We start from the raw sequence: 22,823 nt of genomic DNA on the forward strand, positions 1-22,823 counted from the left end.
GTGCCTGGACGCCTCGGGTGGCGTCTGGAACGACGGCACGGCCGTCCACCTGTGGACCTGCCACACCGGCCCCAACCAGAAGTGGACCCTTCCGTAGCCCTTCCGCAGGCCCTACACAGACAAGGAGGCGACCGTCCATGCGCACCCCTCTGAAAGCCGCCCTCGGCCTGTTCGTCGGCGCCGCACTCTTCCTGACCCCCCAGGCGGTGGCCGTGCCCGCGACAGCGGGCCAGCCCGTCACCATGTCCGCCGACGCCCGCGCGGCGGCGGACCCCGCGTACAAGGTTCTCGTCTTCTCCAAGACCGCCGGCTTCCGGCACTCCTCGATCGACGACGGCATCGCGGCCCTGCGCGGCCTGGGCACGGCCAACAACTTCACCGTCGACGCGACCGAGGACGGCCAGGCCTTCACGACCGGCAACCTCGCCCAGTACAAGGCGGTCGTCTTCCTGTCGACGACCGGCGACGTGCTGAACACCGCCCAGCAGACCGCGTTCGAACAGTACGTCCAGGGCGGCGGCGGATACGTCGGCATCCACGCCGCCGCCGACACCGAGTACGACTGGCCCTTCTACGAAGGCCTCGCCGGAGCGCTCTTCCACTCGCACCCGGCCATCCAGTCCGCCACCGTCAAGGTCGAGGACCGGGCGCACGACGCCACCGCCCACCTCGCCGGCACCTGGCAGCGCACCGACGAGTGGTACAACTACCGCACCAACCCGCGCACCACCGCCCGCGTCCTGGCCTCGCTCGACGAGTCCAGCTACTCGGGCGGGAACATGTCGGGCGACCACCCGATCGCCTGGTGCAAGGACTACCGGGGCGGCCGGGCCTTCTACACCGGCGGCGGCCACACCGACGAGTCGTACACCGAGCCGGCCTTCCGCCGGCACCTCCTCGGCGGAATCCGCTGGGCCGCCGGGATGACCGACGCCGACTGCCGTCCCGAGACCGGCTACACGTCCCTGTTCGACGGTTCGTCCACCACCGGATGGAAGCAGGCCGGTCCCGGCGGGTTCGCCCTCGCGGACGGCACGCTCACCTCCCAGGGCGGGCTCGGCATGCTCTGGTACAACGCGAAGGAGTTCACCGGCGACTACTCCCTCAAGCTCGACTGGAAGGCCGCAGGGGACGACAACTCCGGGATCTTCATCGGCTTCCCCGCCTCCGACGACCCGTGGTCCGCGGTCAACAACGGATACGAGATCCAGATCGACGCCACCGACGCCGCCGACCGCACCACCGGCGCCGTCTACGGCTTCAGGTCCGCCGACATCGCCGCGCGCGACGCGGCCCTGAACCCGCCGGGCGAGTGGAACACCTACGAGCTCCGGGTCACCGGCGAACGCCTGGAGGTCTTCCTCAACGGCCGCAAGATCAACGACTTCACCAACACCGACCCGGCGCGGAGCCTGCGCCAGGGCCACATCGGCCTCCAGAACCACGGCGACGGCGACGACGTCGCCTTCCGCAACATCCGCATCAAGGGAAGCGGAGGACAGCAGCCCGGCCCTCGCGAGGGTGAGGTGAAGGGCGTCAACGGCAAGTGCCTGGACGTCGACAACGCGCAGACGGCCGACGGTACGAAGATCCAGGTCTGGACGTGCAACGGTTCGGCCGCCCAGCGGTGGTCGGTGCCCGGTGACGGCACTCTGAAGGCTCTGGGGAAGTGTCTGGACGTCTCGGGCGGTGGCAGCGCGGACGGCACGAGGGTCCAGCTGTGGACGTGCAACGGCTCGGGCGCGCAGAAGTGGGCGCCGCAGGCCGACGGAACGGTCCGCAATCCGCAGTCCGGCAAGTGCCTGGACGCCTCGGGTGGCGTCTGGAACGACGGCACGGCCGTCCACCTGTGGACCTGCCACACCGGCCCCAACCAGAAGTGGACCCTTCCGTAACCCGCGCCACCCCGCGGCCGCAGGCCGGTGCGTCACGAGCGCACCGGCCTCCGGCCGCTACGCGGCAGAGGCGGCCGTCACTTCGGCATCAGGACGGTGTCGACGATGTGGACGGTGGCGTTGGAGGTCGGCACGCCACCGCAGACGATCTTCGCGGTGTCGTTGACGACGAAGGCGTCGCCGGAACCGTCGGTCGTGACCGTGCCGCCCTGCAGCGTCTTGAACGATCCGTCGGCGAGCGCGCCCTTGTCGACCTTCTCCTCCACGACGTGGTAGGTGAGGATCTTGGTGAGGGCGGCCTTGTCGGCGAGGACCTTGTCCAGGTCCGCCTTCGGGATCTTCGCGAAGGCGTCGTTCGTCGGTGCGAACACGGTGATGTCCTTGGCGTTGTTCAGCGTGTCGACCAGGCCGGCCTTCTGGACGGCCGTGACGAGGGTGGAGAGCTCCGGGTTGTTGGACGCGGCCGTCGCCACCGGGTCGTCGGCCATGCCGTCGAAGCTGCCGTCCCCCTCGGTCGGCACCGCGGCACAGCCCGGCCCGAACGGGTCGTGCATGTCCGCGGCGAACGTCTGCGGCGCGAGCACGCCCAGTGATATCGGGAGTGCGACAGCGGCGCCGACGGCCGCGACACGGCGCATCAGGTGCGAGGTGTTCATGATGTTCCTCCTTGGGTCCGGCCCCGGGGCGGGACCGGCCATGGACGGGAATGACGTCCTCAGCAGGTATTCGGTGCGGCGCCCCTTCCGGATGAGTCACGACCGGGAAAAAGACGGCCGTGCCCGGCCCGGCACCCCACGTCACCGCCTCACGTCACCCGTTGGTCCGCAGGCGGGCGTGGCGATAGGACTTTCGCGGGCTGCTGGAGGGGATGTGTGCCGCGGTACCGATCTCCGGCGGGGTGTGGTGTCGAAGGATCTGCGGACTCGCCTCACAGGAGACGCGGGCCGTTGATCGATCGGAGTTCTCTCGTGCGTGTTCGACCCGGTTCCCTCACCAACCCCACCATGCCGCCGATGACCGCTCTCGGTGTCACCGGCGCCGCGTACACGAACAACGACCTCGCCGCGGCCACCGTGACCACGCTGTTCGACATCGACACCACCTGCGACCGGGTCTCGCTGCAGTCGCCGGCCAACGCCGGCATCCTCGCGCCGACCGGCGGCCTGGGGATGGACGCCGGCCCGTCGGCCGGCTTCGACATCTCCTATCGGGCGTCGGACGGGGCGAACCGCGGGTACGCGGCCCTGTTCACCGGTGGTGAGCAGCGCTTCTGCAAGGTCGACGTCCTCACCGGAAAGGCCGTGCTCGTCGGCTCCTTCCCTGCGGCCCGCCAGGTCGTCGACGTCGCGCTCCCGCTGGACCAGCACTGACGGCAACCCCACGGTCGGCAGGTCGCCCGAGCCTGCCGACCGTCCTACCGGGGGATCGGTAGGACCGGATGCACTATCCCGAATCGCGCGGGCACGGGCGGCGGCTGACCGTGGAGCTGTGCTGCGGAAGACCAGCGGACGAGGTGTCAGCTGACGCAGCCTCCGGAAGGAAGCCCCACCATGCGCTCTGCCCGCATCCTCTTCGCCGCGGCGGCCGCCGCGGCCACCCTGACCATCACGGCGCCCGGCGCCTACGCCGCCACCCAGGGCGACTGGGACAAGGACGAAACCTCGCACAGTGCGAAGCACGAGAAGCCCCGTGGCGGCATGCACACCGGCGCCGGCGCCCTCGCCGCGGTGGACGGGGACGACTGGACCAGGCCCGAGCCCAAGCCTGAGCCCAAGCCCGAGCCCGAGAAGGACCACGGCAAGGAGTGGGGCAAGGAGCACGAGAAGGACCAGGGCAAGGAGTGGGACAAGAAGGACCACGGCAAGGAGTGGGACAAGAAGGAGCACGAGAAGCCCCGCGGGGGCATGCACACCGGCGGGGGCGGCCTCGCCGCCGGCACGAACGTGACCGGCGGAGTCCTGCTGGCCGGAGCACTGGCCGCCGTCGTTCTCCACCGTCGCCGCAAGGCCGCCGACGCCGCTTCGTGACGTGCCGAAGCGCTGTGGCCGTCCGGGAAGGGCGGCCACAGCGCTCGGTCGGAAACCCCCTCCACGGATGTCGAAGTACGTCGAAAGCGACAGGTGCTCGGGTGACGAACAGGTCCGGTCCCCCCATCGGGACGAAACCGTCACGGCGTGTCCGGCGATGGATCGTCCCCATCATCTTCTGGACTTCGGTCCTCGCCGTGCTGCTGTTCCTCTTCCCACCCGGTGTGTTCTCGGAGCAGGCCTCGGCACCGGCAGGGCCGACGGCTCCCCGGGCGGGCGGCAGCCCCGCTCCCACGCCGTCGGACTCCAGGCGCACGGCCGGCCCGGCGATGCCACGATCGGCGCCCCTTCGCCTGACGATTCCCGGGATCGGCGTGGACGCGCCTTTCACCGGACTGGAGATCGGGCCCTCCGGCGCCTTGGACCCGCCACCGGCCGACGACACCAATCTGGTCGGATGGCACGCGTCGGGGACCTCCCCCGGCGAACGGGGCACGGCCGTCATCGCGGGCCATGTCGACACGGCCGTCGCCCCGGCGGTCTTCGCCAGGCTCGGTGAGCTCTCCCCGGGCGACCGCTTCCACGTCCGGCGCGAGGACGGCACCACCGCCACCTTCGTCGTGGACGACACGGAGAGCTTCAGCAAGGACGACTTCCCCGACGAACGCGTCTACGCCGACACTCCGCGCGCCGAGGCCCGCCTCATCACCTGCTCCGGTGCCTACGACCGCAAGGCCAAGGACTACACCGAGAACCTCGTCGTCTTCGCCCACCTCGACACCACCGCATGACATCGGCGTGATGCGGTCAGGGCCTCGACGGGTCACCCGGGACGCGACACCACCGAGATCACCCCGCTCCGGGCCGGGCACGAGACGGAGTCGGTGCTGTCGGCGTCCGTCAGAGGTCGTCGGGAGTTCCGTCGACGGCCGGCCCGCAGTCATCGGGCAGATGGGCCACGATGGGTTCGACGGCTTCCTCCACGGTGTCCGGTTCGCCGAGCACCGTCTTGTCGGAGTGCCGGAACACATGGAACATCGTGTTCCAGCGTCACTTGTCCTTCTTGACGGCGACATGCGGGTCGATCTCGGGGATGCCGGGCTTCGGGACCTTGGTCTCCTTGTACCCCTCCTCCGTATCCCCGTCGCGGGTGTACCAGTGGATATCGTCCCACGACCGCCCGTCCGGGTTCGGTTCGTCGTAGATGTTGAGTTCTCCCTCGTACACGACCACGCTCCGCGCGGGCACCAGACCCAAGGGGTCCGGGGAGACGTATCGGCCGGAGCGCGCTCGACCTGGGTGACCGGTTTGGTGCCCTCGTGGTCCCAGGTGAGCGCGACACTCTCCGGCGTGCCCGGTGTGCGGGTCGTCTGCTCGCAGAGGGTGTCGCCGTCCCAGGTGAACAGCGTCTCCTCGACGACCGTGACCCCGTCGTCCGCGAGGCGCCGCTTGGCGACGCGGCGGCCCAGCGCGTCGCACAGGTGCCGCACGGTAGGTGTACGTGCGCTGTTGGACGGTCTGGGTGCCGGCGGCCCGGACGTGCCGGCCGGTGAGACGGCCCCGGGCGTCGTAGGCGGGCCGGGTCGTCGTCCCGTTGGGGCGCGTTCCTGTCATGGGCGTGCCCACCGGCCCGAGGCGTGAGTCGACGACTCCGGCAGTACGCGGACGGGCGAAGCTGCCGAGGTCCGACGGGGAGCGGGGACGAACGACTCCGGCGTGCCTGCCACCACGACCGCCGCAGCCCGCGAGGAACGTCCTCGCCACCGCCGGCCGTGGCGCTCAGCGCATCGAGAGGGGGGAGAGCAGGGCGCCGACGCGTTCGGTCGCGCCGTTGACCACGGTCAGGGGGATGGAGGCGTTGTCGCACGCCTTCTTCGCCCGGGCGACCGCGCTCACGGTGGCCGCCGTGGGAGGGCCGCCGGGCAGCTCCAGTACGACGTCGTCAGCCCGGTGCGCATCGATCAGATCCTGGATCCGAAGGGCGGCCGCGGCCCTGTTCGCGACGTCGAGTTGACGGTGCAGGGTCAAGATCAGCGTGCCGCCATCGAGGTGGTGGCTGAGGAACATCGCGGCCTCCAGAGACAACTTCGGGCGCGCCCCGATGGGCGCCATGCTCCCGGACAAAACGCTCTTTCCCGCCCTATGAGCCGGGAAAACTCCTGGTCAGAGGTCTCCTCTCACCAGTTTCCCCCACCCGCTCCTCACCCCGGCGGGAGGCTTTTCAGTGTCCGAACAGCGACCACAGGCCGAACAGATCGGCGAGCGAGAGCAGCCCGAAGCCCGCGCCGGTGGCCAGCAGGGGAAGGGCGAGGACGAGGAGGACCGCCGAGCCGGCCAGGAACTGGGCCGTGGTGCGGCGCCGGAGCTGGCAGACGGCCGGGTTCCGCGGGTCGTACGTGATCTCCTCCTCGTCGCGGCCGCCGTTCGACCCCCGGTAGCCGCGCGGCACCCCGTCGGCGTCGGTGAACAGGTACACGTACAGGGCGTCCGGATCGCCCGTGTCGACGGAGCCGGAGTTCTTCCGCCGGCCGTCGACCGTGATCCCCCGGGTGACCAGGACCCAGCCCTGCCGGGCGGACGTCCACCCGAGGCCGGCGAGCGAGACACCGGCACCCGCGAGGAGGGGGACGAACACCCAGTACAGCGCCCCTTCCCACGCCCCGGCGAACAACAGCACCGCCATCACCAGGCAGAACCCGACGGCCGCCACGGTCCCGGCCCGGGCCTCGCGCACGCGCGACCACCCGGTTCCCTCCCGCCGCGCCCGCCGCTCCACCGTGACCTGCCGCGAGCCGGGTGTACGGGGCTCGTCCGCGTCCCGTACGGGAAGCGCCTCGTCCAGCAGGGCGACGAAGCGCGCGACGGCGGCAGGACTGCGGGAACCCAGCAGATACGTCTCCGCTTCCCCCGACCCCGACCCCGGCCCGGTCAGGACGACGGCCAGCGTGCGCCCGCCGCGGCCCCGCGCCTCCACGCGCTCGATCGCCGCCACCGGTATGCGCCGCAGTTCCCGCCGCGACTCCAGCAGCAGCTCACCGCTCCGCAGCCGCGCACGCCGACCGAAGCGACCGTGAAGTACGAGGGGCGAAGAGGCCGTTGAGGTCATCCGCCGATCCTAAAGGGGTGTCTCGACGGTCGGGCCCGCACGGAGCGGTCCGCGCCGGGCCGTAGGACTTCCGCCGGGGTGCCGGGTCGCGTGGGATGGTCACGGAAGCGGAAGTACGCGAAGAAGGCGGGGCGTGTCGTGAGGAAGAAGTGGTGGGCCGTGACGGCGGTGCCGACCGTGGCCGTCGTGGCGGCCGGGCTCGTGTGGTTCAGGCCCTGGGCGCTGTGGGTGGACGAGACCGTGAACGAGGCGCTGCCCTCCGTGACCGCGACCGCGATCCCGTCCTCCCGGACGCCGAGCGTGACACCGTCCGCCGTGCCGACGACCGCCCCGGCAGGCCCCACGACCGTGGCGCGGGGCACCTTCACCAGCCACGAGCACACCACCACCGGCACGGTGAAGCTCATCCGGCTGCCCGACGGCTCGCACGTGGTGCGCCTGGAGGACCTGGACACCAGCAGCGGACCCGACCTGCGGGTCTGGCTGACCGACGCCCCGGTCAAGGAGGGGAAGGCGGGCTGGCACGTCTTCGACGACGGGTCGTACGTCAGCCTGGGCAAGCTGAAGGGCAACAAGGGCGACCAGAACTACGCCGTACCGGCGGACGCCGACCTCGCCGGCCTCACCAGCGTCACCGTCTGGTGCGACCGCTTCGACGTCTCCTTCGGCGCCGCCGAGCTCGCCTGACCACGACCGGCCGAACGTGAGGCCGAGGGGCGGGAGGCCGGTGGGCCGTCGTGTCGGTGGGCGGGGTGATCGCCGCGATCCTCGTCGTCGGCGCCACCGGCTTCTCCCTCACCGGCTACGGCGGCTTCAAGGAGCTGGGCATCGCCGACGCGGTCCTCCTGTCGCCTCCTGTCGTCCGTCCTGCTCCGGCTGTACCGCCGCAAGGTGCAGGACAGGAACCCGTGACCGCACAGCAGCCGCCCACCGCGTTCGGCGGGGCCCCGGTCCGGGCGTCGAGCGACGCCGTGGCGACGCTCATAGACGCCCGATAGGGTGGGAAGAACGCGTCAATGCGACGCGCTGGTGTGCCGGGAAGTCTGGTCGGCGTCGAGGGGCCGTGTGCCCATTTCGCAGACCCGCCCCGGAGGCCTTCCCCATGACGCCGTCACGCCCGCGCAAGGTGATCCTCGGCCTGCTGCCCTGGCCCGAACGCCAGGCCGTCGCCGCGGCCCTGCGCACCGAGACCGTCGGCGGACTGGTCCTGCTCGCCGCCGCCGTCACAGCCCTGATCTGGGCGAACAGCCCGTGGAGCGGGGCGTACGAGTCGATACGCGACTTCCACTTCGGCATCCCCGCCCTCGGCCTCGATCTCTCCGTGGCCCACTGGACGGCCGACGGCCTGCTCGCGGTCTTCTTCCTGGTCGCCGGCATCGAGCTGAAACGCGAGTTCGTCGTCGGCGAGCTGCGCACCCCCGCCACCGCCGCCCTGCCCGTCGTCGCCGCCCTCTGCGGCATGGCCGTCCCCGCCGCCCTGTACGCCCTCACCGTCACCCTCGGCGACGGGAGCCTGGAGGGCTGGGCCGTGCCGATGGCCACCGACATCGCCTTCGCGCTCGCGGTCCTCGCCGTCATCAGCACCCATCTGCCCGCGGCCCTGCGCGCGTTCCTGCTGACCCTCGCGGTCGTCGACGACCTCGGCGCCATCCTCATCATCGCCGTCTTCTTCACCTCCGACCTCGACTTCCGGGCCCTGGGCGCAGCCGTCGCCGGCCTCGTCGTCTTCTACGCCCTCCAGCGATTCCGCGTGCGCGGCTGGTGGTGGTACGCGCCCCTGGGGATCGCGGTCTGGGCGCTGATGTACAACTCCGGCGTCCACGCCACCGTCGCCGGTGTCGCCATCGGCCTGATCCTGCGCACCACCCGCGACCAGGGCGAGGAACGGTCCCCGGCCGCCCGCGTCTCCCACCTCGTGCACCCCTTCTCCGCCGGCGTCGCGGTCCCGCTGTTCGCCCTCTTCGCCGCCGGCGTCGGCGTCTCGGGCAGCGCGCTCGGCCACGTCTTCACCGACCCCGAACCCCTCGGCGTCGTCATCGGCCTCGTCGTCGGCAAGGTCCTCGGCATCTTCCTCGGCACCTACCTCGCCGCCCGCTTCACCCGCGCCGAACTCAACCCCGACCTCGCCTGGGCCGACGTCCTCGGCCTCGCCACCCTGGCCGGCATCGGCTTCACCGTCGCCCTCCTGATCGGCGAACTCGCCTTCCCCGCCCCGGCCACCGGCGAACACATCAAGGCCGCCGTCCTGGTCGGCTCCCTCATCGCCGCCGTCCTCGCCGCGCTGCTCCTGCGCCGCCGCAACCGCGTCTACAAGGAGCTGTGGGAAGAGGAGGAGCGCGACGAGGACGCCGACGGCATCCCCGACATCTACCAGACCGGCGGTACCCGGCGCTCCGGTTGAACGAGCAGGGCACGCCCCCCCCGGGAGGGGACGGTCGCCGTGCCGGTCGCTCGCCGCCCTCGCACCGCGCGGCGCGAGGGCCGAAGGGACGCCGCCCCCGTTCGGCTCGGGTCACCGGAAACCGGGGACGCCGGTCACCACGCGTCGATGAACGGCGCCTCGGGTTCGTGCCGCCGCCAGGCATCGTCGAGACGCGCGAGCCGGCCCGCGGCGGCGATGCCGCGCAGGGACGCGACCTTGCCGTCGCTGACCTCGAACGCCACCATGCCCACGACCCGGCCGTCGACCACGGCGAGGACGGCCGGGGAGCCGTTGACCCGCGTGATGTGGATCTCGGGGGAGCCGCCGGCCAGCCGTCGCTTCGCCGGAGTGGGCTTGAAACCGGCCCGTACGTAAGAGGCGACCCGCTCGCGCGTCTCGTACCGAAGCAGCCGCTTGGCCAGTCCGCCGAAGCCGTCCGAGACCATGGTCACGTCGGCGGTGAGCATCTCCACCAGCCGTTCGGTGCGCCCCGACGTGGCGGCGGCGAGGAACTCCTCGACGATCCGGCGCGCGGACGCGGGGTTCACCTCGTCGCCGCCACGGCGTTCGGCGGCGACCCGGCGCCGGGCCCGGTGGACATGCTGCTGGCTCGCGGACTCGGTGATGTCGAGGATCCTGGCGATCTCGGCGTGCGGGTACGAGAAGGCCTCGCGCAGGACATAGGCGGCCCGTTCGACCGGCGAGAGGCGCTCCATGAGGACCAGGACGGCCAAGGACACCGATTCACGCTGCTCGAAGGTGTCGGCAGGACCGAGCATCGGATCGCCGTCGAGGAGCGGCTCGGGCAGCCAGTCCCCGACAGCGCGCTCATGGCGCGCCTGCGCGGACCGGAGCCGGTCGACGCAGAGGTTGGTGACGACCTTGGTCAGCCACGCCTCCGGCACCTCGACCCGCTCGCGGTCCGCGGCGTGCCAGCGCAGGAACGCGTCCTGCACGACGTCCTCGGCGTCGGCGGCCGAGCCGAGCAGACGGTACGCGAGCGAGGCCAGCCGGCTCCGGCCGGCCTCGAAGCGATCGATGGCTGTGTCGTCCATGCGCAGCAGCCTAGGCGGCGACCCCGACGCCGGTCCGGTCGGGCGCGACGGCCAGCCGGCGCCTGCGCTTCGGCATGCCGAAGGTCGGGTGGTCGATGCCCCATCCGGCTCCCTTGAGCACGCCCGCCTTGAGCCGCGCGGCGGTCCGGCCGCCCAGGTGCCAGGGCTTCGACCGGGCGTCCTCGTCCACCATCTGGAAGATGGCGTCGTGCCGTCCGAGGCTGATGTGGTTGCCGTGGTACTTCAGCCCGGTGATCGGGACCTCACCGCCCGTCAGGCGGGCGATGATCGCGGCGGTCGCCTGCATGTTGGTGAAGCCGGCGGAGGCGCAGGACATCGGCAGCGGCCGGCCGTTGTCGCCGATCGCGTAGGCGCAGTCGCCGGCGGCGTAGACGTCCGGGTGGGAGACCGAGCGCATGGTGCGGTCGACGACGATCTGACCGGTCTCGGCGACCTCCAGGCCGGCGGCGGCCGCGAGGGGGTGCACGGCGAACCCGGCCGACCACACGGTCACGTCGGCCGGGATCGACGTACCGTCGGCGGCGACCGCCCGCGCCGGCTCGACGGCCTCGATGCCGGTGTGCTCGTGGACGGTGACGCCAAGCCGGTCGAAGGCGTGGCGCAGGTGTCGGCGGGCCTTGGGTGAGAGCCAGGCGCCCAGCTCGCCGCGGGCGGCGAGGGCGACCGAGAGGTCGGGCCGGGACTCGGCGAACTCGGTGGCGGTCTCGATGCCGGTCAGCCCCTCGCCGACGACCAGTACGGTGCCGCCCTCGCCCAGGCCGGCCAGGCGTTCGCGCAGACGCAGCGCCGAGGACCGGCCGGTCACGTCGAAGGCGTACTCGGCCACGCCGGGGACGCCGTGGTGGGCCGCGGAGCTGCCGAGCGTGTAGAGGAGCGTGTCGTAGGCGAGCTCGTCCTCGCCGTCCTCGCCGGTCACCGCGACGGTCCGGCGTTCGGGGTCGATGCCGGTGACGCGCGCCAGGCGCAGCCGCACCCCGGTGCCCGCGAACACGTCGGCGAGCCCGCGGAACGCGATGTCCTGGCCGGCCGCGAGCTGGTGGAGCCGCATCCGCTCGACGAAGTCGGGTTCGGCGTTGACGACGGTGATCTCGGTGTCGGCGGGGGAGAGCCTGCGCGCCAGGTTCCCGGCGGCGAAGGCCCCGGCGTATCCGGCGCCGAGTACGACGATGCGGTGCTTCATGGCGTTGCTCCTGTCTCGTTCGCGTGCCCTCTGAACGAGACGGCGCCCGGATTGCTGACAGAAGCGCGGTGTGACGCGCGTCACGGGGCGAGCGGGCGGGAGGACCTCCGGGAAGAGGCCCTCGACGTGGTCCACGTGCGGAGAGGACCGCCCGCCGGGAAGGCCGGCGGGGCGGTCGTGCGGGGCGCCGGGGCGGGGTCAGCCCGGGGTCGTGGCCTGCCGGGCTCCCAGGGGGCGGCCGCCCGGGACGGCAGGCGCAGGCGGGCGCAGCGCGCGCCCAGGGCCATGAGGAAGGCCGTGGGCAGGAACACCGCGTCGCACACGATCATCGCCGCCGAGAGGAAGGGAACGCCGAGGACCACCGCGATGCCCAGGTGCTCCGGGATCATCACGGTGAGCAGGACGTTCTTCACCTTGCGGTTGGCCAGAGTGAACGGGAACGCGATCAGCCGACAACGGCCCGTGACCTGCGGGGTCTTCCCGGGTGGCGGAGCGGCCGGGCGCGCGCGGCCCCCGGGGCGCGTCGACCGTTCGGCCCGCCCTCCGGCGGGGGACCCCGGTGCGGAACGGGACTGTCCGGCGCACGCGACGTCGTGACCGTCGGACCGGCTTCCGGGTCGAGCGGCGGCGTCCGGGTGTCGACGCACGGCGACGACACCTACGTGGTGCCCGAGGAGGCGGCCGGGCTGCCGGCCGCCGGCAGACTGGACAAGCGGCTGTTCGACGTGACGCGGCTGGTGGCCCTGGGCTCCCCGACGGGTCGGACGGCGAGGACCCGATGTCGCAGGCCGTGAACGCCCTGCCGGCCGACAGCGGCCCCGCACCGGTGCGGGAGCCTCGAGCCGGCGTCCGCGGGACACCGGAACGCGGCAGTCCGCTCGAATCGCGACAACGCCCCCCGCCCCCGATACTTCACCAGAGGGCCCGGTCGGCCCGTCGGCGGAGGCGGGGCCGTACCAGGGGCAGGGAGACGGCATGGAAGGGAAGAAGCGGCTGGAGCACCTGCGCACCGGTGCCGAGCGGCGCTTCCCCTTCCTCTCCGAACTGACCGGCCGGCTGCTGACCGCGAACCTCCTCGACGCGGGGACCAGGCTCGCGGCACAGGCGTTCCTGGCCTCCGTCCCCCTCCTCTTCGCCGTCGCGGCCTTCGCCCCGCTCGGCGTGCGGGACCAGCTCCGTGAATCCCTGCGCACCATGTTCGGCCTCAGCGGGGAGTCCGACCAGGAACTGCGGAAGGTCCTGTACGGCTCGGCCGACGACGCCCTGCGGGAGACGACCGGCGCCGTCGGGGCGGTGGTGGCGCTGGTGTCGGCCACGAGCTTCAGCCGGGCCATGGCCCGGGTCTGCGAGCGGGCGTGGGGGCTGCCCAGGGCCAAGTCGCGGGTCGCGGCCTGGCGCTGGGTCGTGTGGCTCCTCGCGATGCTGCTGGTGATCGTGTTGCAGGGCCCGATCCGCAACGGCTTCGGCGCCGGTCTCCTCGTCGGGACGCCGCTGTTCTTCCTGCTGGCCACGGGGGTGTGGCTCTGGACCCAGCACCTGTTCCTGCGGACAAGGGCGGGTTCGTCGATCGCGACGACGACGGCCGGCCTGCCCCGGTGGACGACCGGGACGCGCGCGGTCTCCGGCGGACGGCCGCCGCCGAGCGGCGAGGAGGTCCCGGTCCCCGGCGGATACGTCTGGTCGATGACCGTCCGGAGCCGGTCGCCGACCGCGCGGGCGAGACCGCCGCCCGTGACGGCGTGCCGCAGCGAGGCGAGCAGGTGCGGGACGATCACGGAGTCGACCAGGACGAGACCCACCGCGAAGGTCACGCTCGCCCGGGGCACGTCGTCGTCCTGTACGTGGCTCAGGGCCACGAGCGCGTAGAACGCGGTGCGAGCCCCTGTTGCCCCGGGGGGAACGCGCGCGGGAGGGCGCCGCGGGGGAGGACGGTGTCGCGGGGGGAGGACCGCGTCATCGCGGCGGTCGCGGCCGCCGCGCGCCGGGTCCGTGCGGCGACGGCCGGGGTGCGGGCCGGGGTGCGGGGCGGACGTTCATCGGCCGCCTGAACTCGAGGACTCGACCGGACCGGCGCGTACTCTCCGGACGTCCGTCCTGCGACCGGAACGTCCGTCCTGCGACCGAACGGCGGGCACGGCGGGCCGCACCGGGGCCCGACGACCGGTACGGCGGGTCGTACCGGTCGTCGGGTCCCGACCGCGGAGGCGGCTCACGGACCGGCGCCGGCCGTCTCGGACGGAGGCGGGCATCCCCCGGACGGAGTACGCCCGCTCGTACCGGGACCACCTTCGGTGAAGGGTGAACGATGACGTGCCGGCTCACCGGCGGGCGCGGGGAAGCGTGTGCGAGGGAGAGCGAGACATGCCGCAGAACTCTGAGCTCAGGCCCGCGGAACGGAGCATCGCCGAAGGCAACGCCGCGATGCTCCGGCGGTTCCCCTTCGACGACACGCGGGACTTCGACGACGCCCGCCACGGCTTCATGGGCACCGCCGGCGAACCGGTGATCCGCGACGCCGAGGGGCGAACGGTCTGGGACCTCGAGGCGTACGGCTTCCTCGCCCAGGACTGCCCGGAGACGGTCAACCCGAGCCTGTGGCGGCAGAGCCGCCTCGTCGCCGACCACGGCCTGTTCGAAGTGGTCGAGGGCATCTACCAGGTGCGGGGCTTCGACCTGTCCAACATGACGGTCGTCGAGGGCGAGCGGGGCGTCCTGGTGATCGACCCGCTGATCTCGGCGGAGACGGCCGCCGCGGCGCTCGCGCTCTACCGGAGCCACCGAGGGAACCGGCCGGTCACCGGCGTCCTCTACACCCACAGCCACGTCGACCACTTCGGTGGCGTACGCGGGGTGCTGAGCGCCGACGACGTCGCGGCCGGCGTACCGGTCATCGCGCCGAGCGGCTTCATGGCGCACGCGGTGAGCGAGAACGTCTACGCCGGCACCGCGATGGCGCGCCGGGCCGCCTACATGTACGGAGCCGCCCTACCCAAGGGGGAGCGCGGGCAGGTCGGCGCGGGGCTCGGCCAGACCACCTCGACGGGCTCGGTGGGGCTGATCCCGCCGACCCTGGACATCACCCGCACCGGCCAGACGGAGATCGTCGACGGCATCCGCATGGTCTTCCAGATGACCCCCGGCACCGAGGCCCCCGCCGAGCTGAACATCCACTTCCCCGACCACGCCGCGCTGTGCCTGGCGGAGAACGCCACCCACAACCTCCACAACCTGCTCACCCTGCGCGGAGCGGAGGTCCGCGACCCGAGGGAGTGGGCCCGCTACCTCACCGAGGCCGTCGACCTCTTCGGCGACGGCACGGACGTCGCCTTCGCCTCCCACCACTGGCCCGTCCGGGGCCGGACACGCGCCCTGGAGTTCCTCTCCGAGCAGCGCGACGTCTACGCGTACCTGCACGACCAGACCCTGCGCATGCTCAACCAGGGCCTCACCCCGCTGGAGATCGCCGAGACGATCGAGATGCCGCCCGCCCTGGAGAAGGCCTGGCACACCCACGGCTACTACGGCTCGGTGAGCCACAACACCAAGGCGGTCTACCAGCGTTACCTGGGCTGGTTCGACGGCAACCCGGCCCACCTGTGGGAGCACCCGCCCGTAGAGGCGGCCAAGCGGTACGTGGAGTTCATGGGCGGCGCCGACGAGGTGCTGCGCCGGGCCCGGCAGTCCTTCTCCGAGGGAGACTTCCGCTGGGTGGCCCAGGTCGTCAACCACGTCGTGTTCGCCGAACCGGACAACGCCGAGGCCCGCGCGCTGCAGGCCGACGCCCTGGAACAGCTCGGATACGGCAGCGAGAACGGAACCTGGCGCAACTTCTACCTCACCGGAGCACTGGAACTGCGGCAGGGCACCGTGGGAACGCCCACCACCGCCGCCTCCGCCGACTTCATGGCCGCGCTGACCCTCGACCAGATCTTCGACTCCCTCGCCATCCGCGTCGACGGCCCGCGCTGCTGGGACGCCGACATCACCGTGCGCTGGAACCTCAAGAACGCGGACGCCGTCACGCTCCGGCTGCGCAACGGCGTGTTGACGCACGTCACGGGCAGCGGCCCGGCGGCCGCCCTGCCCGACGTCGAGGTGACGATCACCGAGGCCGACCTGCGCGCCCTGCTGCTCGGCCAGGCGGATCCCTCGGAGCTGACGGCGCGGGGCGAGGTGTCCGGCGACCTCGGCAAGGTGACCGAGCTGCTGGGCCACCTCGCCGCCCCGGACCCCGACTTCGCCATCGTCACCCCGTGACCCCCGCGGGCGGGGCGGCCTCCCCGGCCGCTCCACCCGCGGTCGTTCCGGTGCCTGCGGAACAGCCTCACGGGCAGTCTTCCCGTACGGTGCTAAACACCGACACATGTCCCATTTCCGGCGGTACGAAACCGGTCGAGCGCACCTCGGTGGACACCGAGTCGTGGTGACCGCCCGCCGGACGGCCCGTCATGCGACCGGCGTGCCACGTCCCTCGAAAGGGTCACCCTGCTCGCGCACCCGGGCGAAGGAAGGTCGGCTGGGGACGCAGAGCGATCATCGCGAACGAGGAGGCGCCGGTGTCGGACGCAGGATCGACCGCGCGGGACGGTGGGCGATCGGAGCTCCAGGAGCTCCGTGACCGGGTGGCGACGCTCGAAGCCGAACGGACGCGGCCACCGAAGCACCGTATGAAGTCCCTCCTGGCCGCCGTACTGATCATCCTCGGCTGTGTACTCGCCCCCCTCGCCATCGTCTCCGCCTGGGCGGCGGACGAGGTGGGTGACACCGACCGCTACGTGGCGACCGTGGCCCCGCTGGCCTCGGACCCCGACATCCAGGACGCCGTCGCCAACAGGGTCACCGACGCGCTCATGACGCGCATCGACCTGTCGACCCTCCTGTCCGACGCCGCTCCGGAGGAACGACCACGCCTGGAGAAGGCGTTGGGGAAGCTGGGCGACTCCCTGGAAGGGGCGGTCCGCAGCTTCGTCCACGACAAGGCACGGGCCATCGCCGGCTCCGAAGCCTTCGAGACCATCTGGACGGAGGCCAACCGCAAGGTCCACGCCTCCGTGGACAAGGCCCTCACCGGCAGCGGTGGCGGCGCGGTACGGCTGGAGAACGACACGGTCACCCTCGATCTCGGTCCCGTCGTCGAACTCGTGAAGCAGCGTCTGGTGGACGAGGGCATGCAGGTCGCCGGACGGATCCCGGAGATCCACACCGACTTCACGCTCGTACGGTCCGACGACATCGGCAAGGTCAAGACCTACGTACGGCTCCTGCAGATCCTCGGCAACTGGCTGCCGGTCCTCGCCGTCCTCCTGGTGGCCGGCGGCGTCCTCCTCTCGCAGCGGCGACGCAGGGCCCTGGTGACGGGTGCCCTGGCGGTGGCCGTCACGACGGGGCTCCTCGGCATCGGGCTGCGGGTCTTCCGGGCGGTCTACCTCGACGCGCTGCCCGCCGGAGTCTCCCAGCCGGCCGCCGGAGCCGTCTACGACACCATGACCCATCTGCTCCACACCATGATCAGAATGGCCGTCGTCCTGGGAGTCGTCGTCGCCCTCGCGGCCTGGCTCACCGGTCCTGGCCGGCGCGCCGGTCTCGTCAGGGGTCTGTGGACCTCGGGCATCGGTGCGGCCCGCACCACGGCCGACCGCGCGGGCCTGCGCACCGGACCGGTGGGCCCGTTCGTCCGCCGCCACCGCACCTGGATCGTCTGGGCGCTGGTCGTGGCGGCGCTCCTCGGCTACCTCTTCTGGTCCCATCCCACCGGCTGGGTCGTCGTCGGCCTGGCGCTCGCGCTGCTCTTCGCGCTCGCGGTGGTGGAGTTCCTGGGCGCGGGAGCGCCGTCCGACGAGAGGACACGGCCGAAGGACGCGGCGCCGTCGGTCTGAGAGGAGCACCCCTCCCGTCACGGACGCGGCACGGTCCGCCTCACCGGAGAGGCCGAGGGCGAGCGCGAGGACCGTGGTCGCCTCCACCACGAGCAGCTCCTGCCCCGCCTCCTCGGCGCTCGACGCCTCCCGCTCCATGAGCGCGACGACCTCCTCGTGACGGCCCGTCCGCAGCAGCGCCCATCCCCTCGGACAGGCCGCCCGCGGGGTGACGGGTGCGTGGTCGAGGAGTTCAGAGCCTTGTCCGGACGACCGCCGCGCAGTGCGAGCTCCGCCGACGCCAGCCGCACCTCGCCGAGCGCCTGCTGGTCCCCCGTCCGGCCCGCCCACTCCTCGCCGCCCGCGAGGAAGGCCCGCGCCTCCTCCGGGTTCCCGGCCATGCGGCTCCTGGCCAGGGCGGTCAGGGCGTACGGGAGGGTGCGCGGCGCGTGCTCGCGGGCCGTCCGCTCCGCGGTCAGGGGGCGCCGGGCCCTTCGGCGGGCCGGACCGTCACGGGCGGGTGGCCGCGATCTCCCGCTTGAGGATCTTGCCCGTGGCGCCCTTGGGCAGTGCGTCGAGCAGCCAGACCACCCGGGGGTACTTGTACGCGGCGACCTGGCCGCGCACGAACTCCCGCAGCTCCTCGGGGGTCGCCTCGGCGCCCGGGCGCAGCGCGACCACGGCGGCGACCTCCTCGCCGAGCACGTCGTCGGGCAGTCCGATCACGGCGGCCTCGGCGACGGCCGGGTGCTCGTACAGGACCTCCTCGATCTCCCGGGGGTAGACGTTGTAGCCACCGCGGATCACGAGGTCCTTCTTGCGGTCGACGATGGAGTAGTAGCCCTCCTCGTCGACGCGGGCCAGGTCGCCCGTGTGCAGCCAGCCGTCCTTCACCGTCTCGGCGGTGGCCTCCGGGCGGCCCCAGTACCCCTTCATGACGTTGTGTCCGCGCACGCACAGCTCGCCGACACCGTCGACGACGTCCGCGAGGCGCAGCTCGACGCCCTCGATCGGCGTGCCGACCGTCCCGGCCTTGCGCGGGCGGTCCGGGTGGTTGAAGGAGGCGACGGGAGAGGTCTCGGACATGCCGAAGCCCTCCAGGAGCAGGCAGTCGAAGGCCTTCTCGAAGCCGTGCAGGACCTCGACGGGCAGCGAGGCGCCGCCGGAGACGCACATCCGCAGGGTGGAGACGTCGTAGGCGCCGGGCTCCTGGGCGTGCGTGCCGAGCAGGGCCGCGTACATCGTCGGCACACCCGCCAGCATGGTGACCCCGCGCTCCTGGATGGTCCGCAGCGCGAGCACGGGCTCGAAGCGGGGGAGCAGGGTGAGGCGGGAGCCGACGGTGACGGTGGTGTTCATCGCCACGACCAGGCCGAAGGTGTGGAACAGCGGCAGACAGCCCAGCATGTTGTCCGCCGGTGTGAGGCCGAACAGCGACCGGGCGGCTATCTCGGAGTTCCGGCCGAGGTTGGTGTGGGTGAGCTCGGCCCCCTTGGGCAGGCCTGTGGTGCCGGAGGTGTAGAGGATGACGGCGGTGTCCTCGCCCGCGCCGACCGAGGTGGTGACGGGCTCGGTGTGGTCGGCGAGCAGACCGGACAGCGAGCCGGCCCCGATCGGCACCACCGCGGCCCGCGATCCCGCGGCGCCGCGGCCCGCGACCACCTCCTCGGCGAGGGACTCGTGGGCGAACACCAGCACCGCGCCCGAGTCCTTGAGGTAGTGGGCGATCTCGCGGGACTTCAGCAGCGGGTTCATCGGGACGACGACGGCGCCCGCGCGCAGCGCGCCGTAGAAGAGGGCGGGGAACTCCAGCAGGTTGGGCAGCATGAGCCCGATCCGGTCGCCGGGCACGACGCCGCGCGCGGCGAGCAGCGCGGCCGTCCTTCCCGCGAGCTCGTCGAGCGCCGAGTAGGTCAGCGACTCGTCGCCGAGCTCGACCGCGATGTCCGGGCCGTGCTGGGCCGCGCTGCGGCTGAGGAGGTCGGAGAGGTTCACGGGGACGTCCTTCATGAGGGGGGAACGGAGGGCAAGAGTACGGGCGTTGGGCGCGCGTCAACCGCGCAGCGCGGAGGCGAGGATGCCGGGGAGCTTCCCCGGGGACGGTGCCGCGGTGAAGCGGGTGACCCGTTCCAGGGTGGTGACACCGGTGCGGTTGGTGACGAAGTAGGGCGGTCGCGGCGAGAGCGACGGCGAGCCGCTGAACAGGCCGCGCGGGGCGGGCGCGAAGGGCGCGCGCAGCACGGTCTTCTCGATGTCGTCGTCGGCCAGCATGAAGGCGTTGTGGACGAAGCCGACGCCGCTGCCGATGTCCTGGCGGGTGTGGCCGGGGTACGCGCCCCAGGGGGCGTAGCCGAGCAGGAACCCGATCGCGGACCAGCAGTTGACGCCGACGGTGCCGTAGCGCAGTCCGGCGACGGCCGCGTCGACCGAGGCGCGGTGGGCCTTCTCGGTCCTGGGATGCACGAGGAGCGTCGCACCGAGGGTGCCGGGGAGGCGGTCGTTCGCGAACGCGACCGCCTCGCTCAGGAAGGCGTCCGGGGTGGCGCCGGGGAGCCGTACGACGCCCAGCGCGCTGCCGAACACCTCGTCGGTCAGCAACATGTCCTGGTCGTCCGCGTCGGAGACGACAGGGACGTCGGGGACCAGGAGCCGGCAGTCGCCGTCCCCGTGGGCCTCGGCCTCCGGATGCGCCGCTCGTACGGCGGCCAGGCGCCGGTCCGCGCCCGGGTAGTAGTCGGTGCGGGCGGGCAGTTCGCGCAGGACCCGCCGGATCTCCGCGAGCAGCCGCTCGGTGCCGTCCCAGTCGCGGGGGAGCACGAGGATCTGGCTGGCGACGCAGTTGTGGCCGGAGTTGTTCATCTTGCTGGTGACGATGTGCTCGGCCTGGAAGCGGAGGTCCGCCGCGCTCCACGGCCCGGGAGTGACGACGCAGGGGCTGACGCCGCCCAGTTCGCTGCTGAACGGCTTGGTGTTCAGCGGGGTGTCCGCGCGCCGGCGCTCCTCGGCCCGCTCGTCCGTACCCCAGACGATGGCGTCGTGCGTGCGCTCGCTGCCGGTGACGTGGATGCTGTCCACACCCTCGTGCGTGGCGAGATGGGCGCCCTCCGCCGCACCGCCGTCGACGAACCGGACCCAGCCCCGCAGGACGAACTCGCCGAAGACCCGCTCGAAATGGGGGCGGAGGTAGGCGTTGACCGGGTTCATCTTCGCGAGGACGACCTGGCCGTCGACGTACAGCTTGTGGAGGATGTCGAGGGCGGTGATGGCCGCGACGTTGCCGGCGCCCAGGACCAGGGCCACGCCGGTCCCGGCCGACCGGCCGCGGTACGCGCCCGCCGCCCGCCGCCGTATCCCGTCCGGGGTGGTTCCGGGCCGGGTCCACACCTGGGCGGTGAACCCGTTGAGCAGCAGGGAGTCCCAGCCCGTGGCGGGGAAGACGTCGACGACCGTCCGGCCGTCCCGCTCCCGTACGGCCCCGGCCTCGACCGGCTCCTCGCCGGCCGCGATCCGGCGCAGCACCCGCAGATAGGCGCTCGCGGTCTGGGCCAGTGCCCACGGCGCGCCCGCCCAGTCCTCCGCCGCCCAGGGGGAGTCGGGGCCGTAACCCTTGGCGTCGGCGCAGGCCGCGACCATGTCCCCGGCGCCGTCGGCGATCCGCGGCAGCAGCCGTTCGAGGAGCGCGACGCGCTCGGTGAGCTCCGTGGCCGCCCAGGTGCCGGCGCCCTCTCGCAGTTCGGCGACGGCGCTGTCCAGCGCCTCGGTGTCGAGGACGGGTGAGGTCATGGCGGGGCTCCTTGGACGGCGCGGGACTGGGAGATACAGGGCGGGTACGGGGCCGGTGCCGGGCGTCGACCGGACGCGTCAGGCGCCGGTGCGGGCCGCGTCGCGCGCCGGGTCGATCAGGGCGAAGGCGGCGACGGCGCCAAGGAGGAGCAGGACGGCGGACACCACGACGGCGTTCTGGTAGCCGGCGGTTCCCTGGCTGTCGACCATGCGGCCCACGACGGTCGGCGCGATCAGGCCCCCGGTGGTCACCACGGCGTTCATCGTGCCGAGGGCGCCGCCGCGTCGGGCGGCCGGGGCGAGCTCGGCGACGGTGGTGATCGCGACGGTCGCGAAGGAGCCGCCGAGCCCGCAGCCGGCGACGAGCAGCGCCGTCTTCGCTCCGGTGCCGTCGGCCAGGGGAACGGCGAGGAAGCACAGCGCGCCGAGGAACAGCAGACCCGCGCCGACGCGGCCCCGCGCCCAGCGGCTGCCCACGCCACGGCGCATCAGCCGGCCCGTGAGCGCGGCTTGACCGAGCAGCACCACGGCACCGAGGGCCCAGGGCGCCGCCACCAGCGTGCCGGCGGTCGCGGGGGAGTGGCCGAGGCCGTTCTTCAGGTAGGACGGCAGCCACACCAGCATCAGGGCCACGCACCAGTAGCTGGTGAAGTACGCGACGGTGGTGCCGATCCAGGTACGGCTGCCGAAGACGCGCCGGTACGCGGGCCAGGCCCGGGAACCGGCGGACGGGGCGGGTGCGGTGGACGCGGTGGCGGCACTCGCGGGCGCCGCGTCCGGGACGCCGTCGCTCTCGCGGAACCGGCCGTCCGCGCCGAACACGAACCAGACCACGGACCATACGAGACCCACGCCCGCGACCACCCAGAGGGCGGAGCGCCAGCCGTGGTTCTGGATGACCCAGGTCAGCCCGGGGGCGGCGGTGATCACGCCCAGCGTGACGCCGAGGGTGACCAGGGCGCCGGGCAGATTGCGCCGGTCGTCGGGGAACCAGGACAGCGCGGCCTGCTGGGCGACGGGGAACGCCGGTCCCTCGGCGGCGCCGAGCACGATCCGGGTGCCGATCAGGACGGCGAGCCCGCCGCCTAGGGCGGCGGGCACCTGGGCCACCGACCAGAGCAGGGCCATGATCAGCAGGAGCCACTTCAGGGACACCCGGTCGGCCAGCAGGCCCACCACGACGGCGGCCACGGAGAACAGCAGGAAGAACGCGCTGTTCGCCAGCCCGAAATCGGTCGCGGACAGACCCAGATCGGCCCGGATCTCGTCGGCCGCGAGACCGAACACGGCCTTGTCGGCGAAGTTGATCATCATGAAGACCACGAGCATGCCGGTGACGATCCAGGCACGGACGCCGGGGTCGTGAGCTGCCTGCGTGGCCCGTGCGAGCGGTGGTGCGGCCGAGGTGTCGGCGGCGGTCACGGGAACCTCCGGAGAAGAGGGACGGCGAAGTGAGCGGGGGGGGGCGGTCGGTTCCGC

Annotated in this window: 22 protein-coding genes and 3 pseudogenes; 12 read left to right on the forward strand and 13 right to left on the reverse strand. The window is 72.6% G+C overall.

Features of this window, described 5'->3' with window-relative positions:
• Positions 1-97: RICIN domain-containing protein (locus tag ACFWUY_RS09885; protein ID WP_384105030.1), on the forward strand; the 97-nt coding region annotated here is incomplete at its 5' end.
• Positions 98-137: 40 nt separating this feature from the next.
• A complete protein-coding gene (locus tag ACFWUY_RS09890) occupies positions 138-1,895 on the forward strand; it encodes a lectin (RefSeq protein ID WP_384104591.1) in 1,758 nt (585 codons plus the stop codon).
• 77 nt (positions 1,896-1,972) lie between these two features.
• Here the strand turns inward: ACFWUY_RS09890 and ACFWUY_RS09895 are convergent, their stop codons facing one another.
• On the reverse strand, positions 1,973-2,551 hold the full coding sequence (locus ACFWUY_RS09895) for a fasciclin domain-containing protein (protein WP_384104595.1): 579 nt from the start codon (positions 2,549-2,551) through the stop codon (positions 1,973-1,975).
• Between the two features lie 327 nt (positions 2,552-2,878).
• On the opposite strand from ACFWUY_RS09895, the pseudogene ACFWUY_RS09900 reads away from it, so the two are divergent.
• The 3 genes and pseudogenes from ACFWUY_RS09900 to ACFWUY_RS09910 all read left to right on the forward strand — a co-directional run.
• Positions 2,879-3,265: pseudogene (locus tag ACFWUY_RS09900) on the forward strand (DUF4394 domain-containing protein); the annotation flags it as partial.
• A 180-nt stretch (positions 3,266-3,445) separates the two neighbouring features.
• Positions 3,446-3,922 (forward strand): hypothetical protein, encoded by a 477-nt coding sequence (locus tag ACFWUY_RS09905; RefSeq protein ID WP_384104599.1) that lies wholly within the window; start codon positions 3,446-3,448, stop codon positions 3,920-3,922.
• A 197-nt stretch (positions 3,923-4,119) separates the two neighbouring features.
• On the forward strand, positions 4,120-4,713 hold the full coding sequence (locus ACFWUY_RS09910; protein ID WP_384104606.1) for a class F sortase: 594 nt from the start codon (positions 4,120-4,122) through the stop codon (positions 4,711-4,713).
• A 109-nt stretch (positions 4,714-4,822) separates the two neighbouring features.
• On the opposite strand, the gene ACFWUY_RS09915 is transcribed toward ACFWUY_RS09910, so the two are convergent.
• The 6 genes and pseudogenes from ACFWUY_RS09915 to ACFWUY_RS09940 all read right to left on the reverse strand — a co-directional run bounded on the left by ACFWUY_RS09915 (position 4,823) and on the right by ACFWUY_RS09940 (position 7,028).
• Positions 4,823-4,960, reverse strand: a complete 138-nt coding sequence (locus ACFWUY_RS09915; protein WP_384104609.1) for a DUF6193 family natural product biosynthesis protein — start codon at positions 4,958-4,960, stop codon at positions 4,823-4,825.
• Positions 4,961-4,972: 12 nt separating this feature from the next.
• A complete protein-coding gene (locus tag ACFWUY_RS09920) occupies positions 4,973-5,149 on the reverse strand; it encodes a hypothetical protein (protein WP_384105052.1) in 177 nt (58 codons plus the stop codon).
• A 35-nt stretch (positions 5,150-5,184) separates the two neighbouring features.
• Positions 5,185-5,409 (reverse strand): annotated as a pseudogene (locus tag ACFWUY_RS09925) (hypothetical protein); the annotation flags it as partial.
• 40 nt (positions 5,410-5,449) lie between these two features.
• A pseudogene (locus ACFWUY_RS09930) lies at positions 5,450-5,536 on the reverse strand (hypothetical protein); the annotation flags it as partial.
• Between the two features lie 165 nt (positions 5,537-5,701).
• On the reverse strand, positions 5,702-5,989 hold the full coding sequence (locus ACFWUY_RS09935; RefSeq protein WP_384104612.1) for a hypothetical protein: 288 nt from the start codon (positions 5,987-5,989) through the stop codon (positions 5,702-5,704).
• 154 nt (positions 5,990-6,143) lie between these two features.
• A complete protein-coding gene (locus ACFWUY_RS09940) occupies positions 6,144-7,028 on the reverse strand; it encodes a hypothetical protein (RefSeq protein WP_384104615.1) in 885 nt (294 codons plus the stop codon).
• A gap of 138 nt (positions 7,029-7,166) precedes the next feature.
• On the opposite strand from ACFWUY_RS09940, the gene ACFWUY_RS09945 reads away from it, so the two are divergent.
• From ACFWUY_RS09945 to nhaA, 3 genes are all read left to right on the forward strand, one after another.
• Entirely contained in the window at positions 7,167-7,715 is a 549-nt protein-coding gene (locus ACFWUY_RS09945; protein ID WP_384105034.1) for a DM13 domain-containing protein, read from the forward strand.
• Positions 7,716-7,780: 65 nt separating this feature from the next.
• Positions 7,781-8,026, forward strand: coding sequence for a hypothetical protein (locus tag ACFWUY_RS09950; RefSeq protein ID WP_384104621.1), 246 nt, complete (start codon positions 7,781-7,783; stop codon positions 8,024-8,026).
• Positions 8,027-8,130: 104 nt separating this feature from the next.
• Positions 8,131-9,429, forward strand: coding sequence for a Na+/H+ antiporter NhaA (gene nhaA, locus ACFWUY_RS09955; RefSeq protein ID WP_384104625.1), 1,299 nt, complete (start codon positions 8,131-8,133; stop codon positions 9,427-9,429).
• Between the two features lie 134 nt (positions 9,430-9,563).
• Here the strand turns inward: nhaA and ACFWUY_RS09960 are convergent, their stop codons facing one another.
• From ACFWUY_RS09960 to ACFWUY_RS09970, 3 genes are all read right to left on the reverse strand, one after another.
• A complete protein-coding gene (locus tag ACFWUY_RS09960; protein ID WP_384104629.1) occupies positions 9,564-10,505 on the reverse strand; it encodes a sigma-70 family RNA polymerase sigma factor in 942 nt (313 codons plus the stop codon).
• Between the two features lie 10 nt (positions 10,506-10,515).
• Positions 10,516-11,706 carry an NAD(P)/FAD-dependent oxidoreductase gene (locus ACFWUY_RS09965; RefSeq protein ID WP_384104632.1) on the reverse strand — a complete coding sequence of 397 codons (1,191 nt, stop codon included), beginning with the start codon at positions 11,704-11,706 and terminating at the stop codon, positions 10,516-10,518.
• Positions 11,707-11,786: 80 nt separating this feature from the next.
• Positions 11,787-12,119 (reverse strand): hypothetical protein, encoded by a 333-nt coding sequence (locus tag ACFWUY_RS09970; protein ID WP_384104635.1) that lies wholly within the window; start codon positions 12,117-12,119, stop codon positions 11,787-11,789.
• A gap of 180 nt (positions 12,120-12,299) precedes the next feature.
• On the opposite strand from ACFWUY_RS09970, the gene ACFWUY_RS09975 reads away from it, so the two are divergent.
• The 4 genes from ACFWUY_RS09975 to ACFWUY_RS09990 all read left to right on the forward strand — a co-directional run bounded on the left by ACFWUY_RS09975 (position 12,300) and on the right by ACFWUY_RS09990 (position 17,582).
• Positions 12,300-12,500, forward strand: coding sequence for a hypothetical protein (locus tag ACFWUY_RS09975; protein WP_384104638.1), 201 nt, complete (start codon positions 12,300-12,302; stop codon positions 12,498-12,500).
• Positions 12,501-12,681: 181 nt separating this feature from the next.
• A complete protein-coding gene (locus tag ACFWUY_RS09980) occupies positions 12,682-13,572 on the forward strand; it encodes a hypothetical protein (protein ID WP_384104640.1) in 891 nt (296 codons plus the stop codon).
• A 495-nt stretch (positions 13,573-14,067) separates the two neighbouring features.
• Positions 14,068-15,963, forward strand: a complete 1,896-nt coding sequence (locus ACFWUY_RS09985) for an alkyl/aryl-sulfatase (RefSeq protein WP_384104643.1) — start codon at positions 14,068-14,070, stop codon at positions 15,961-15,963.
• Positions 15,964-16,262: 299 nt separating this feature from the next.
• Positions 16,263-17,582 carry a hypothetical protein gene (locus ACFWUY_RS09990; RefSeq protein WP_384104650.1) on the forward strand — a complete coding sequence of 440 codons (1,320 nt, stop codon included), beginning with the start codon at positions 16,263-16,265 and terminating at the stop codon, positions 17,580-17,582.
• Positions 17,583-18,071: 489 nt separating this feature from the next.
• On the opposite strand, the gene ACFWUY_RS09995 is transcribed toward ACFWUY_RS09990, so the two are convergent.
• The 3 genes from ACFWUY_RS09995 to ACFWUY_RS10005 all read right to left on the reverse strand — a co-directional run bounded on the left by ACFWUY_RS09995 (position 18,072) and on the right by ACFWUY_RS10005 (position 22,766).
• Complete coding sequence (locus tag ACFWUY_RS09995; protein WP_384104653.1) at positions 18,072-19,571, reverse strand: long-chain fatty acid--CoA ligase; 1,500 nt, start codon at positions 19,569-19,571, stop codon at positions 18,072-18,074.
• A gap of 42 nt (positions 19,572-19,613) precedes the next feature.
• The gene (locus ACFWUY_RS10000; RefSeq protein WP_384104656.1) at positions 19,614-21,344 is read right to left on the reverse strand and encodes an aldehyde dehydrogenase family protein; all 1,731 of its coding nucleotides are present in this window, start codon (positions 21,342-21,344) and stop codon (positions 19,614-19,616) included.
• 78 nt (positions 21,345-21,422) lie between these two features.
• Entirely contained in the window at positions 21,423-22,766 is a 1,344-nt protein-coding gene (locus ACFWUY_RS10005) for an MFS transporter (RefSeq protein WP_384104659.1), read from the reverse strand.
• Between the last annotated feature and the right edge of the window lie 57 nt (positions 22,767-22,823).

It is taken from the genome of Streptomyces sp. NPDC058664 (genome assembly GCF_042716635.1).
In the GTDB taxonomy this organism is placed as follows: Bacteria; Actinomycetota; Actinomycetes; order Streptomycetales; family Streptomycetaceae; genus Streptomyces.

Coding starts and splice junctions, on each gene's coding strand:
- ACFWUY_RS09890 (WP_384104591.1), top strand. CDS start 138: ATGCGCACCCCTCTGAAAGCCGCCCTCGGCCTGTTCGTCGGCGCCGCA.
- ACFWUY_RS09895 (WP_384104595.1), bottom strand. CDS start 2,551: ATGAACACCTCGCACCTGATGCGCCGTGTCGCGGCCGTCGGCGCCGCT.
- ACFWUY_RS09905 (WP_384104599.1), top strand. CDS start 3,446: ATGCGCTCTGCCCGCATCCTCTTCGCCGCGGCGGCCGCCGCGGCCACC.
- ACFWUY_RS09915 (WP_384104609.1), bottom strand. CDS start 4,960: ATGTTCCATGTGTTCCGGCACTCCGACAAGACGGTGCTCGGCGAACCG.
- ACFWUY_RS09935 (WP_384104612.1), bottom strand. CDS start 5,989: ATGTTCCTCAGCCACCACCTCGATGGCGGCACGCTGATCTTGACCCTG.
- ACFWUY_RS09940 (WP_384104615.1), bottom strand. CDS start 7,028: ATGACCTCAACGGCCTCTTCGCCCCTCGTACTTCACGGTCGCTTCGGT.
- nhaA (WP_384104625.1), top strand. CDS start 8,131: ATGACGCCGTCACGCCCGCGCAAGGTGATCCTCGGCCTGCTGCCCTGG.
- ACFWUY_RS09960 (WP_384104629.1), bottom strand. CDS start 10,505: ATGGACGACACAGCCATCGATCGCTTCGAGGCCGGCCGGAGCCGGCTG.
- ACFWUY_RS09965 (WP_384104632.1), bottom strand. CDS start 11,706: ATGAAGCACCGCATCGTCGTACTCGGCGCCGGATACGCCGGGGCCTTC.
- ACFWUY_RS09980 (WP_384104640.1), top strand. CDS start 12,682: ATGGAAGGGAAGAAGCGGCTGGAGCACCTGCGCACCGGTGCCGAGCGG.
- ACFWUY_RS09985 (WP_384104643.1), top strand. CDS start 14,068: ATGCCGCAGAACTCTGAGCTCAGGCCCGCGGAACGGAGCATCGCCGAA.
- ACFWUY_RS09995 (WP_384104653.1), bottom strand. CDS start 19,571: ATGAAGGACGTCCCCGTGAACCTCTCCGACCTCCTCAGCCGCAGCGCG.
- ACFWUY_RS10000 (WP_384104656.1), bottom strand. CDS start 21,344: ATGACCTCACCCGTCCTCGACACCGAGGCGCTGGACAGCGCCGTCGCC.